A 12,894-nucleotide genomic window follows, 5' to 3' on the forward strand; every position below is an offset into this window, starting at 1 on the left:
ATGGCCTTTTTCTGTTAAAACTTCCGGCCCTCTCAGCCCTTCTCTTTTATCAGGTACCGAAACGGCGACGCAGGCAGCTTTTGGGAATTACATAAATTCCCCTCCGGTTGATTGGACCATGCGTACAGCAGGACATCCGGTCTCCGCCCGCCAGACTCCGGCAGCGCCGCTCTCACCCGGTTGCCTTCCAGCGCGGCTTCCGCCGGTATTCTGCGGCAGATCACGCCGGAGCATTCCGGACTCTCCCCGCAAAACCCGTATTCAAAGCCGCACAGCATCTCTCCGTCAACAGTCTCCAGACCATCGTCTGCATGTTCAAAATGCAGCACAATCCCACTCTCCTCTGTCTCACCAAATGAAAACACCGGGCTCAGCCACGTCCCGCATTCCCCGTACGCCAGTTGAAACGCCGCCATGGCCAGCCGCTCTCCAACCGGTTTTTTACTCACCGGATGCAGATCATTCACTTCCCCGCAGTCTGTTGTGACGACCATGGCCGTATCGGGAATCGCGGTCAGGCCGCGCTGCATTTCCCGGAATTCCACCCAGTGTCCGGCATCGTACAGATCATAGCACGGCAGCTGCACAAAGAGCACCGGTAGACGGGAATTTTTCCATTTTTCCCTCCAGTCCGCCGTAAGCCACGAAAAATATCCCGGATAGGCTCCGGGCTCATCTGCATTCATTTCACCCTGATACCAGCAGATTCCCCTGACCGGGAAATCATGGAGCGGAGCGGTCATCGCCTGATACATCCCCAGGGGCATACGTTCGAAAAACGTCTGTTCCTCCAGGGGCTCCATCACCGCGCCCCGGCGGTATTCCCATCCGCCTGATATATCACTTCCCCTCCCATCCTCCCAGATAATCCGGTGTTTCTTCCCACGGGTGAAACCGCCCTGTCCGTGCACCGCCGCTACCCGCAGCACAAGTAAATTATCTCCCGCATTCAGACCCGGAAGCTCATACTCTCTCGGCGGATACCGGTAGGAGACGGATCCGGACATAATACCATTTACATAGAAAACATCGGCATCCGTAACCGTTCCCAGAGAGATGCGCACCGGTTTCCCCGCCCGGCTGTGCGGGATATTCACATGCTTCCGAAGCCAGACGGTTCCGGCGCCGCTCAGCTCGTCGTTTCCCTCCCAGCTGTCGGTAAGATTCGTTTTCTTCCACAAAGCATTTCCGGAACCTTCATCACCTCCGGCGGCCCAGTTTTCCAAAATACCCGGGTCCTTTTTATCGAGAAGCCTCCACCACGCGGCAATCCTTTCTTCATCCGCTCTCTGTACCCGCTTCACAAGGCCGGGGGCTCTTAACGCCTCCGCCTTCTCCAGTTCATCCGGGAACTCCCGGAGCGCCTCACGGCTCATCCATGCCTGAACCGGCGTCCCTCCCACAGCGGTCAGAACGAGACCGACAGGAACGTTGTACCGTTCATACAGCTTTTTTGCAAAGAAAAAGCCGACGGCGGAAAATACCGGAGTATATTCCGCTGCGGCCGTCTTCCACTCTCCGCCGGACAATTCGGCCTGGGCGGAGTCAAAATTCCAGCAGATCGGGACTGCAAACTGACGGATCAGAGGCGATGCCCCCTCGCGGTATTCCTCCGGGTACCGGTATTTTACCCGCTCCATTGGAAGCTGCATATTGGACTGGCCAGCCAGAAGCCAGACATCTCCGATAAAGATATCCGTAAATTCCAGAGCCTCGCCGCCGGACTTCACCCGCAGCTCATACGGCCCTCCGGCCGGAAGCGGCGGAAATACCAGGCGCCAGGTTCCGCCGTCTCCAGCCACCCCCCGGCGTTCCAGCCGCTTCTTTGCCGGTCCCTTAAGCTCTGCAAAAATCTCACACCCTGAGCGGCCTCTGCCGCGCACCACGATTTCTTCGTCTCTCTGGAGCACCGCGTGATTTGAAAGAAAAGGCGTCACAGAGAGCTGCATCTCACCTTCCATACACATCATCCTTTCACGCCGGTCGAAGTCACGCCCTCCACAAAATATTTCTGCGCGGAGAAGAACAGGATCAGAGCCGGAAGCAGAGCCAGGAATGACATGGCAAGGATCTGATTCCATTCCACGATACCGCTGCTCTGGTCGATGGACATTTTAAGAGCCAGCGCCACCGGATACTTTTCCAGGCTGGTCACATAAATGAGCGGCCCCAGGAAGTCATTAAAGCTCCATACAAACTGAAAGATCGTACAGCTGATCAGCGCCGGTTTCAGCGACGGCAGAAGAACCTTCATCAGTATCTGGAAGGAATTACAGCCGTCAATGGTGGCGGCCTCATCGAGATACGTGGGAATCGACCGCATAAACTGGATCAGCATGAACACGAAAAATGGTTCATTGGCAAAGATTGTCGGGGCAATCAACGGCACATACGTATTCAAAAGCCCCATCTGCTTCCACAAAATATAGAGCGGAATTCTCGTCACAACGGCCGGCAGAAACATGGTCGCCATCAGAAGGGAAAAGCAGATCTTTTTAAATGGAAATTCAAATCTTGCAAATCCATACGCCACAAGCGTACTGGAGACGAGACAGAAAACGATTTTCGGAATTACAAACTTGAAGGTATTTAAGAAAAATGTGGTGAAGGTATACTTCGTCCTCGTCTTCCAGCCTTCTATGTAGGGGGTAAAATCGATCCGTTTCGGAATAAAACTGATCGAAGTAAAAATCTCATTGTTGCTCTTAAAGGTGGCGCCCACCAGCCATATAATCGGATAGATCATGACCAGCGCCACGACAATCAGAACGATATAGCGGACTGCGGCACTGACCATTAAGCGCCTGCGCCTCCGGATTTCCACTTCGCTGTATCCACGCGTATTCTCCATCTTCTAATTACCTCCGTCCGAATAATAGACCCACTTGTCCTGTGTTGCAAAGAGAATCAGGGTCACAGCCACGATGATGAGGAACAGAATCCAGCTGGCCGCACTGGCGTATCCCATGTTGAAATACTTAAACGCGTTGTCATAAATATACATGGAAGTCAGATAGGTGGCATTCAGAGGACCCTTTCCCGTAACGAGGTACGGTCCGTTAAACTCCTGGAACGCATTGACCAGCTGCATGACCAGATTGAAGAAAATAGTTGGTGTGATTAACGGCATGGTAATATGAATAAACGAGTGCAGCTTCGTGGAGCCATCTACGCTGGCCGCTTCGTAGAGGTCCTGTGGAACATCCTTTAACGCTGCCAGAAAGATCAGCATGGCTGAACCGAACTGCCAGACCTTTAAGATGATGATAACGCTCATGGCGCCGCCCGGCGACGAGAGCCATGCCACCGGCTGGATTCCCACAACGCCGATGATACGGTTGATCAGTCCATCCTGCTGGAACAAAAATCTCCACAGCACCGCAACTGCCACATTTCCACCCAGCAGGGACGGAATATAGTAGGCCGTCCGGAAAAAATTGATGCCCTTCAGCTTAAAATTCAGAATATATGCAATAAACAGGGCAAACGCCAGCTGCAGCGGCACCGTAATGACGGTGTATTTCAGCGTCGCTGTGAGCGTGCCCAAAAAATCTTCATCCTTGAATAACTTCGTATAGTTGGCCAGTCCGATAAAATTAGGATCCCTAACCAGATTATAATCCGTAAAACTGATAATTAATGCATTGATAAACGGATATAATGTGAGAAAGACCATACCGATCAGCCATGGAAGGATATATACGAGTCCCATTTTACTCTTCTTCAACGAATTTCCTCCTTCTTTCTAACGGTTCCGGCAAAAGAGCGGTACTCTTCTGCCGGATAAGCCAGTCACATGGAATTTCTTACTTTCCGTAATCCTGTTTCAGTTTTGCAACCTGTTCGCTGGTAGCGTCGAAGATGGCCTGTGCGGCTTCCTCCGCCGTACTCTTTCCAAACTCAAATTTCTCGTAATTGCTTTCATAGGAATTGGTAAATACTGCGTTTTCAAAAATCGGGGAATTGTTAATGACCTTTGCTTCGTCGGTGAAATCGTACGCCTGCTTTACGGCCCCTTCAATCTGTCCGTCTGCCTCTAAGGAAGCCTTTGCCGCCCTGGAAGCCACCATACCGCGTGTCGATCCCATCAGCTTCGTCCCTTCCGGGTCATTTAAGATGTACTGTAAAAATTCAGCCGCCTCTTTCGGATTCTTTGTGTCCTTTGAGATTGCGAAGAGCAGTGACGGTTTTGCCATGGTTCCCTCGAATGCCGCGCCTTCGATGACAGGAAGCGGAGCCACTACCAGCTCATCGCCCTTGTCTTCCAGGGTCTTCGCGTTGGAGGCGATTCCGCCGGTCCATTCCAGGACTCCCACGTATCCGCCGTTAATGTACTTTGCATTCTGTGCAATCGATACCGGCTCATTGCCGACATTCTCAATGTAGTCTTTTCTGGAACAGAATACATGGGCATCCGCCAGATCTTTATACCAGAGAAGTGCTTCCTTATAGTCATCAACCGTGTAATTCATGCTTAAATCTTCCGCAAATTCTCCTTTTCCGGTCTTCTGCTGCAGATAGTAAACCGCAGCAAAGCGGAAGGTCGGGCTGACGATCATGTAAGTATTCGGATCCTGCTGTGTAAAGATTTTGGCAGCCTCCTTATACTCCTCAAACGTCTTTGGCAGTTCTGTAATACCGGCTCTGTCAAAGGCGGATTTGTTGACGTATAAGCCCAGCGTGTTCTGACCGTACGGAACCGCCTGCATCTTGCCTCCGGTCTTGCCGAATTCTAAGAATCCCTCGTCATACTGACTGAAGTCGAAGATATCCTTTACCTGGTCGAGATCGTAAAATCCCTCCCCATTGGGGCTGTACTGGATGACCCACGGATAGTTTACGGTCATGACATCCGCCGCGGTTCCCCCTGCATAACGGGTTGCGAAGGTCTCCTCCAGATTACCGAAGCCGGAGGGTTCACCGGTCACCTCAATCACTCCCGCATGAGCCGCGTTAAAGGCGTCGATGGCGTTCTGTGTCGCCTGATGGCGGTCGTCATTGCCCCACCAGGAAAAGCTTAATTTCGCTGTCTCTCCGGAAGCCTTTGCCGCTTCCGTCGGCTCTCCTTCGGCTTTCTTCTCTGTCTCCACAGCACCCGTGTTCTCTGTTTTCGCGGTGTTTCCCCCGCCGCATGCGGTTACTGCCATGCCTGCTGCCAGAATCGCTGCACATACCATAGCTGCTTTACTCCATTTTTTCATAACGATACCTCTTTCCTTTTGTTTTATTGATATATTCTTCTTCCCTTCTCATCGGGTATCCCCGATTTACGGTAAAAATACGTGTTCACCTGGTCACGCCAGTTCACGGCATTTTCATACTGCCATGCGAGGCGTTCCTTCACATTGAAGTAGCTCTCCTCATCCAGGGAGTCCTTTAAGCTGTCCCATAGCGCCTGATACTCAAGGACCTTCTCCACCCCCCGGAAATGGGTGTCATAGATATGCTGAATCACTGTTTTTCCCGACTGCAGCACATGGGTGTAGGGCACGTGGTGGAAAAAGAGCAGAAGCTCATCGGGACACGTCGAAAGGTCTTCATATTCCGCAAATCGCGGGTCGGAGTACTGTCTTGTATACGCGGTTCCCGTCTTCACGGTTCTGTCTCTTCCCACGCCGTCCCGGTCGGCATAGTGGTACGTTCCCCATCTGTCATACTCATATCCATCCACATCGACGCCGTAATGAATCTTTGGCCTGCACATAAACCCGACTGCCAGCGGACAGGTGTAATCTTCATAGACCTCTCTGGAGGTACACAGAAGCGCCGTCACCCGTTCTTCCTCTTCTGCCGTCAGACAGAAGCTCTGGCGAACCCATTCCCCGGCAATCTCCTCCGGTGATAAACCGTTATCCCACGAGAGTCTGCCGAAGCCGTAGAGATTGGCCTGCGCCAGCTTATTTCCCGTCCAGTTGGAATCCATGCCCACATTGCCTACGCCCGCAATCCCCGATCTGCTTCTGATCTGCGAATGGTTTCGCACCGCATCGTTCACGGTGAGCCCATCCCCATACTTCGTATCAAAATCCAGCGTCTCCTTCCACATCGGTACCAGGTAGCAGACATCCTTCTGATGTCCGGTGTATTCCTGCGTTATCTGAAATTCCAGGATCTGGTTTGTCTTTTCCAACGCCCCGAAGAGCGGTGATACCGGTTCCCGGATCTGGAAGTCAATCGGTCCGTTTTTAATCTGAAGAATCACATTGTCCTCAAAGTGTCCGTCCAGCTTTTTGAAAATATCGTAGGCAGCCCTGGCCCGGTCCGCCTTCCGGTTCCACCAGTCCTGGGCACAGTCGTATACGAAACAGCGCCAGATAATCAGCCCGCCGTATGGCCGGACCGCCCGGGCCAGCATGTTGGCGCCCTCATCGTGATCTCTCCCGTAGGTAAACGGGCCGGGCTCCCCTTCCGAATCCGCCTTCACCACGAAACCGGCAAAATCAGGAATTTCTTCGTAGATATGTCTCACCGTCTCTTCCCACCAGGCTGCGACCTCCGGATTAAGCGGGTCGGCATTCGTTAATCCGCCCACCGTCATGGGCGCCGCATAGTTTATGGAGAGGAATGTTTTAATCCCGTATGCAGCCAGAACATCCGCGATCTTTCTGATCTCTGCAGGCGCATCTCCCTGTACAAAAAATGTTTCCAGCTTATGTACATTGACATTGTTAATCGAAACTGCGTTGATCCCTGCCGAGGCCAGCAGCCTGGCATACTGGCGGATCAGTTCCATATCGCCCCGAAATGTGTTGTTGTCGAAAAATATGGATTCTCCCGCGTATCCACGCTCGATGGAGCCGTCAAAATTATCCCAGTGGTTGATCATGCGGATACTCTGGTCCGGTACTGATTCATATGGGAATTCTCCGGCGCGGTCCGTAATCAAAAGCCGGTACAGCCCGTACATGCCGTAGAGGGCGCCCGAAGCGGCCGCGCTCGCCACCACATAACCGTTTTCCGTCTCTTCGATCCGGTATCCCTCCTGTCCCAGCTTCTCGTCAGCCGTTCTCGAAAAGACGATGGCGGCCTCCGGCCGTTCGCAGCGCCGTACTTCCCCGAACAGCAGCGGCATCTCTCTCTCAATCGTCTCCGCAATCGCCGTATTTTCCATATCTTCCATATAATAAGTAAAAATCTTTCTGTTTTGCACTTGTTTTGCCAGCCAGCAGAAGTCTCTCAGTTCGTGCATGTTTTTTCGTCCTCCACAGCGCCTTCACTCGACTGCGCCTCTTTCTTTTCATAAAAATGCTTTACATTTGCCAAAAATCCTTTTTTCGTGTAAAAGGGGGAATCGGACAATATGGGAAGTTGGGCCGCCCTCCCGGTAAATCCAGCCTGGTAAACCGCGGTGATCACCTCCAGTGCCAGACGTCCGTCCATACTGTTCTCCGGCGGCGTCTCCCCGCCTTCTAAAAAGCGCAGAACCGTATCAATCTGTCCGGCATGTTCCGTGTAGGGAAGCGGCGGCTGTTCCTCCCGGATTTTCAGAAGCCTGTCTTCGGTCTCCCGGTTCTCAGCCGGAAAGCCGGTACGGTCCGAACGGCTGCTCTTCACCTGCCACGGAGACGAAAGCCCCGCCCTCTCGCACTGAAACACCAGCCTCTGCCCCTCCCCGTGCGTCACGAGGGAGGCCGTCACTGTGACGACCGCACCGCTGTTATAGGTGAGAACCGCCGCAGACACATCTTCCACCTCGGCGTTATCGTGGGCAGTATTACTTAACACCGCCGTAACGGTTTTGGGGCTTCCCATGATCCAGTTCAGCAGATCGATCTGATGCACCGCATGATTTAACGTGCAGCCGCCGCCTTCCTTCTCCCACGTTCCCCTCCACCATAAGTTGTAATACTCCCGGCCTCTGAACCAGAGGGACTCCACCTGCCCAAACAGAACCCGTCCCACGGCTCCGGAGGCGATCATATTCTTTAAATTCCGGTTATCCTGCAGATAGCGGTTCTGAGAGATGACACCCAGATAACAGCCCGTCTCCTTCTGCGCTCTGATCATCTCGTCACATTCCTCCAGAGAGGAGGCCATGGGCTTTTCCACCAGGACATGTTTTCCCGCCCTCATACAGGATACAGCGCTCTCCGCATGTGTAAACGGCGGCGTGCAGATGCTGACCAGATGAATATCCGGCCGTTTTACCATTTCCCTGAAGCTGCTGTAAATCTCCGTATCCTCCAAATGGTATTTTTCCTTTATGCGCTCCGCCTTCTCAGGCATGAGATCACATAATGCCACAATCCGGCACCGGCCGTGAAAGGCTGCGTATGCTTCTATATGGCGTTCTGAAATCACTCCTGTACCGATTATTGCGACACCGGTCATCGTCTCCCCTCCCTTTTGTACTTTTTACAACTGCACATTTCCGTTTTCCTATGCAAAATGTTTTTTAATATTGTTTATTTACAAATGCATTATAACAAGTTGCACAACAAAAATGAATGAAGGAATCAAAGGCCATTTGTAATTATTAAAGATTAAATTCTGTTTAAAATCTCCGTTGCGCATTTGTTTTGCCTATTCTATAATGAAACTGAACCGACAACCCCGATCCTGCGTTTCAGGAAGATAAGGAGCTTATATGAATCTGGACTTTAACAATATGATTCCTGAACTTCATTATTACATTCACAGGAAGTGCACGCCAAACTGGAAGATTGAACCCCATGTGATCCCCTTTATCGACATCACCTATGTCATCGACGGAAAAGCGGAATATAACATCGGCGGCCGCACCTACATTGTAAAAAAGGGGGATTTGATCTGCATTCCCCAGAACACCTTCCGCTCGGCCGTCAATATACCGGAAGATTTAATGGAATGCTACTCCACGAATATCTTCCTGCGCAATCAGTTCGGCCAGGAGGCATACTTACCCGTTCCCATCATCAGCCACATCGGGATCATACCGCGGCTGATCTCACGCTTCCACGAAATTCACGAGGAATGGGTGCAGAAGGATTTTGGATATATGCTGAAAATACGCGGAATCCTGTGTCTTATCCTGTATCAGATATCGAATCTGATCTTAAATGAGAATCACTTAAGCCAGGAAGACCCCCGGATCAAGAGCAGCATCCGCTATATGAGCCTGCACTATGCGGAAACGCTGACCATCGACAGGATGGCAGAACAGTTTCATCTCCATCCCGTCTATTATGGAAGCCTCTTTCGGGAGGCCATGGGGATGACATTCAAACAGTATCTCATCTCTCTCCGTTTAAATTACGCAGAAAACATGCTGAAAAGCGGTGAGTACAGCGTCAGCGAAGTAGCTCTCCAATGCGGATTTTCCGACATTTTCTACTTCAGCAAGCTGTTTAAGGAAAAGAAAGGAATCCCGCCCTCCGGCATGTTTCCGCCGGAAAGAAGGAAGAAAAAAGAAGAAATTACATCATTATCAGGAGGAAAAGTGGAATGAAAGCACTGATTATCGGAGGAAGCGGCGGCTTAAGCGGCGCGCTGGCTTCCATGGCAAAGGAATCGTATGAGGTATGGGCCCTTACAAGGGGAAAACGCCCTCTGGGAGAAGGGATCATACCGCTCCGCGCGGACCGGGACAACGAGGAGGAATTCCGCAGCGCGGTTTTGGGAGCCGGCGTCACATGGGATGTGGTTTTTGACTGCATCTGCATGAATGAACGCCACGCAGAGCAGGATTTAGAAGTGCTGTCCAAAGTAAGCGGACGGCTTGTTGTCATCTCAACCGATTCTGTCTACGATCCCGCCCGCAAGCGGACGCCGCAGACAGAGGAGGGCTTCTTCGTGGAGGAGACAGGCACGCCCGGGGAGTGCAGCTATGCAGGAAACAAGAGAAAAATGGAGGAAGTCTTTCTGCGCTGTTTTTCCGGCGAAGAACGCTGCAGTCTGAATGTCACACTGTTTCGCCCGGGTCACATCTATGGCCCCGGCTTTCTGATCGGCTGTTATCCGGAGCACAGCCGCCAGAAGGAACTGCCGGATCTCATTCTCGCCGGTCAGCCGCTCTCTCTTGTAGCCAGCGGCATCTATGTGACCCAGCCCATCTTCGTCCGTGATCTGGCGCGCGTGATGCTGGAGTGTGTGGATAAACCCGGCACATTTCAGCAGATTTTCTGTATCGGCGGGCCAGAGGCGGTGGAAAACCGCATCTACTATGAGATTCTCGGAAAGCTTCTGGGTGTGGAGACTGTTATCCGCGAGCTGCCGCTCACGGGGTACCTGGATGCCCACCCCGACTATTCCGGCCACTTATGCCACAGAATTTACGATTTATCCAAACTAAAGGCCGCAGGCGTTGAACTGCCCGCCACACCCCTTGAGGAAGGCTTAAAGCTGCATCTGGAGTCTCTTGGATATCTATAAACCGCCGGGGCGGTTCCGATTGGTATAAACAAAAGAAAGTGTCTGGAAAACCAATTTTTTTCTCGCCTTTGGAGGCGGAGCGGTCTGATATCCCAGTGTGCCGACATCTGAATACGAGTCATAGAAAATGGCCGGGATTGGCGAACACATGCATTTTGTGTACGACAATCCCGGCCATTTTCTATGGGGAGTAGGAAGCAAGGCGGACACGGGATATCAGACCGCTCCGCCCCCAAAGGCGAGAAAAAAATTGATTTTCCGGACACTCTTTTCATCTATCTCTGTTCTTCTGAGAGATACCGTTCAAACTTATTTATATGATCGCGCTTTCCGATTACCACGATCACGTCTTCCTTCCGGAAGCGGTACGTTGGCTGAATATCGATCGTCGTATCCCGTTCCCTCTCCATCGCCACGATGTTTAAGCCGAACCGGTTGCGGATTCCGGCTTCCATCACACTCCTGCCCTCCAGTACACTTGTCAGCCTGATTTCCGATACCGCAATATCGTCGTTTAGACTGATAAAATCCAGCGCATGCGGGGATACGAGGCGTCTCGCTAAGCGGATGGCAATATCCTTCTCCGGATATACCACCTCAGCGCCGATCTTCTCCAGAACACAGCCGTGTTCCGCACTGGTGGCCTTCGAGATTACGCGTGGCACTCCCATGGAGATTACAGTCAGTGTAGCCAGTATACTGGTATCAATCTTCTCTCCAATACACACAATCACCGTCTCGCAGTTCTGGATTCCGGCACTCTCAAAGGAGTCACGGTCAATCCCCTCCACGACAAAGGCCTCCGAAACGAGGTCACGGATCTGTTTCACCTTGCTCTCCGTATTGTCAACCACCATCACTTCTTTTCCGGCCTCCGAAAGGGCCGTGGCCAATGCGGTCCCGAATCTTCCCAGGCCAATAATTCCATATTCTATCGTATCATTTCGACGTTTCATCTCGTTCTCTCCTCTACCCTATTGTAATTGATTCTTCCGAATACCAGGCCGCCGCCTTCGGTTTGAAGCTCCACACGGTCGCCATGGTAAGCGGTCCCAGCCTTCCGATAAACATGGTGGTGATCAGAATCAGCTTCGCGCCCGCGTTTAAATCCGGCGTGATCCCGGTGGACAGCCCGACGGTACCGAAGGCGCTGACTGTTTCAAACAGTAATTTCATAAAATCCAGTTCCGGTTCAGCGATGCACATGAGAAAGGTCTGCACACAGACCACCGCAAGCGCCAGTATGGCAATGAGAAACGCCTGGGACACCACCTCCGTGGGAATCCGGCGTTTAAACGCACTGCAGTGTCTGTTCGTCGCGGCGCTGAACATGCTCTTCATCAGCACGAAGGTGGTCGTCGTTTTGATACCGCCTCCGGTGGAGCCCGGAGATGCTCCCAGGAACATAAGAACCGCCAGGACAAACAGCCCCGCGTTCGAGAATGCTCCGATCGGATAGGTGGAAAATCCGGCCGTTCTCGCGGAGGTGCTCTGGAAGAGGGCTCCCAGCCAGGTGATGTCCTCCGTCATTTTTAAAAGCACGGTACCGGCGGCCAGAAGCGCGATGGTCGTTGCAATTACCACTTTTGTGTGAAGGCTGAATTTCCGCCAGGAATGTTTTTCCCATATTTCCCGAATCACGAGGAATCCAAGTCCGCCGAATATGATCAGTCCGCAGGTCGTCAGATTTAAGAGTACATTGGACTGGTACGGGATCAGGTTCTTTAGTCCGCCCAAAATGTCAAAACCGGAGTTGTTAAACGCCGCCACGGAATGGAACACGCTGATCCCCAGCGCGTCAAGCGGCGGATAGTCTTTCGAAAACACCAGGAAACTTAAGAGCGCGCCTGCGCCCTCAAAGAGCAGCGTCATGAAAAGGATCGCCTCTACCAGCCTGACCACACCCTTTACAGTCGTTAAATTCATAGAATCACGGATCAGCACGCGGCCGTGGATGCCTATTTTCTTTCCGGCCAGCAGAATGACGCCGACGCCGACGCACGTAACGCCCAGGCCGCCGACCTGAATTAAGAGCGCCACTACCGTCCTTCCGAATACATTAAACGTATCCGCCGTATCCACCGCGATCAGTCCAGTCACACAGACCGCGCTGGTGGAGGTAAACAGGGCGTCTATGTAGGATACGTCCACTCCCTCATTGGCCGAAATGGGAAGCCACAGAATCAGGCTCCCCGTTAAGATTACAAAGGCAAAGCCCAGAACGACAATCCGGCCGGGGCTCAATTTACGTAAATGTTCTGTCATCATACACCTCTCTTTTTATGATATGGCTAAATTAGCACAATCATGAGCAGGATTCAATCCTTTATCAGAATACTTAACACATCTTTAACTTTGTGATCGTTTGATGATTTTTTATAATTTTTTTACAAAACCCTCTTGACATTTTATTTCCTTTGAGTATAATAGTGTCTATATTCCTCGATAGCTCAGTCGGTAGAGCACGCGGCTGTTAACCGCGCTGTCGTAGGTTCAAGTCCTACTCGGGGAGTTTTTACCAGACGGTAACAAAAAAAGATCAGA

10 protein-coding genes and 1 tRNA gene are annotated in these 12,894 nt (G+C 51.9%); 3 read left to right on the forward strand and 8 right to left on the reverse strand.

The genetic code is table 11. The features are described 5' to 3' along the window. Nucleotides 1-32: 32 nt before the first annotated feature. The 6 genes from NE473_RS16595 to NE473_RS16620 form a co-directional block, all read right to left on the reverse strand. Nucleotides 33-1,961, reverse strand: a complete 1,929-nt coding sequence (locus NE473_RS16595; RefSeq protein ID WP_242866246.1) for a sialate O-acetylesterase — start codon at nucleotides 1,959-1,961, stop codon at nucleotides 33-35. A gap of 5 nt (nucleotides 1,962-1,966) precedes the next feature. After that, nucleotides 1,967-2,851: a carbohydrate ABC transporter permease gene (locus NE473_RS16600; RefSeq protein ID WP_006775095.1), complete on the reverse strand. Its 885-nt coding sequence runs from the start codon at nucleotides 2,849-2,851 to the stop codon at nucleotides 1,967-1,969. Between the two features lie 3 nt (nucleotides 2,852-2,854). Then, complete coding sequence (locus NE473_RS16605; RefSeq protein WP_022033420.1) at nucleotides 2,855-3,727, reverse strand: carbohydrate ABC transporter permease; 873 nt, start codon at nucleotides 3,725-3,727, stop codon at nucleotides 2,855-2,857. A 79-nt stretch (nucleotides 3,728-3,806) separates the two neighbouring features. Then, nucleotides 3,807-5,201, reverse strand: a complete 1,395-nt coding sequence (locus NE473_RS16610; protein ID WP_055651983.1) for an ABC transporter substrate-binding protein — start codon at nucleotides 5,199-5,201, stop codon at nucleotides 3,807-3,809. A 23-nt stretch (nucleotides 5,202-5,224) separates the two neighbouring features. Beyond that, a complete protein-coding gene (locus NE473_RS16615) occupies nucleotides 5,225-7,189 on the reverse strand; it encodes a glycoside hydrolase family 20 zincin-like fold domain-containing protein (protein WP_055651982.1) in 1,965 nt (654 codons plus the stop codon). After that, nucleotides 7,177-8,331 (reverse strand): Gfo/Idh/MocA family protein, encoded by a 1,155-nt coding sequence (locus tag NE473_RS16620; protein ID WP_055651981.1) that lies wholly within the window; start codon nucleotides 8,329-8,331, stop codon nucleotides 7,177-7,179. Before NE473_RS16620 ends, NE473_RS16615 begins: the two co-directional genes overlap by 13 nt. Before the next feature lie 256 nt (nucleotides 8,332-8,587). Between NE473_RS16620 and NE473_RS16625 the strand changes: the two genes are divergently transcribed. Both NE473_RS16625 and NE473_RS16630 read left to right on the forward strand, forming a co-directional pair. Then, on the forward strand, nucleotides 8,588-9,427 hold the full coding sequence (locus tag NE473_RS16625; protein WP_055651980.1) for an AraC family transcriptional regulator: 840 nt from the start codon (nucleotides 8,588-8,590) through the stop codon (nucleotides 9,425-9,427). Next, nucleotides 9,424-10,350 (forward strand): NAD-dependent epimerase/dehydratase family protein, encoded by a 927-nt coding sequence (locus tag NE473_RS16630; RefSeq protein ID WP_022033416.1) that lies wholly within the window; start codon nucleotides 9,424-9,426, stop codon nucleotides 10,348-10,350. The genes NE473_RS16625 and NE473_RS16630 overlap by 4 nt, the downstream gene beginning before the upstream one ends. 275 nt (nucleotides 10,351-10,625) lie before the next feature. Here the strand turns inward: NE473_RS16630 and NE473_RS16635 are convergent, their stop codons facing one another. Next, nucleotides 10,626-11,306, reverse strand: coding sequence for a potassium channel family protein (locus tag NE473_RS16635; protein ID WP_006776843.1), 681 nt, complete (start codon nucleotides 11,304-11,306; stop codon nucleotides 10,626-10,628). Nucleotides 11,307-11,319: 13 nt separating this feature from the next. After that, nucleotides 11,320-12,615: a TrkH family potassium uptake protein gene (locus NE473_RS16640; RefSeq protein WP_022031449.1), complete on the reverse strand. Its 1,296-nt coding sequence runs from the start codon at nucleotides 12,613-12,615 to the stop codon at nucleotides 11,320-11,322. 174 nt (nucleotides 12,616-12,789) lie between these two features. On the opposite strand from NE473_RS16640, the gene NE473_RS16645 reads away from it, so the two are divergent. Continuing rightward, nucleotides 12,790-12,862: transfer RNA gene (locus NE473_RS16645), tRNA-Asn, on the forward strand. Nucleotides 12,863-12,894: the final 32 nt, after the last annotated feature.

Origin of the sequence: Hungatella sp. SL.1.14 (assembly GCF_024460495.1) — a bacterium.
Taxonomy (GTDB): Bacteria; Bacillota; Clostridia; order Lachnospirales; family Lachnospiraceae; genus Hungatella; species Hungatella hathewayi.

Coding starts and splice junctions, on each gene's coding strand:
- NE473_RS16635 (WP_006776843.1), bottom strand. CDS start 11,306: ATGAAACGTCGAAATGATACGATAGAATATGGAATTATTGGCCTGGGA.
- NE473_RS16600 (WP_006775095.1), bottom strand. CDS start 2,851: ATGGAGAATACGCGTGGATACAGCGAAGTGGAAATCCGGAGGCGCAGG.
- NE473_RS16640 (WP_022031449.1), bottom strand. CDS start 12,615: ATGACAGAACATTTACGTAAATTGAGCCCCGGCCGGATTGTCGTTCTG.
- NE473_RS16620 (WP_055651981.1), bottom strand. CDS start 8,331: ATGACCGGTGTCGCAATAATCGGTACAGGAGTGATTTCAGAACGCCAT.
- NE473_RS16625 (WP_055651980.1), top strand. CDS start 8,588: ATGAATCTGGACTTTAACAATATGATTCCTGAACTTCATTATTACATT.
- NE473_RS16630 (WP_022033416.1), top strand. CDS start 9,424: ATGAAAGCACTGATTATCGGAGGAAGCGGCGGCTTAAGCGGCGCGCTG.
- NE473_RS16615 (WP_055651982.1), bottom strand. CDS start 7,189: ATGCACGAACTGAGAGACTTCTGCTGGCTGGCAAAACAAGTGCAAAAC.
- NE473_RS16610 (WP_055651983.1), bottom strand. CDS start 5,201: ATGAAAAAATGGAGTAAAGCAGCTATGGTATGTGCAGCGATTCTGGCA.
- NE473_RS16595 (WP_242866246.1), bottom strand. CDS start 1,961: ATGGAAGGTGAGATGCAGCTCTCTGTGACGCCTTTTCTTTCAAATCAC.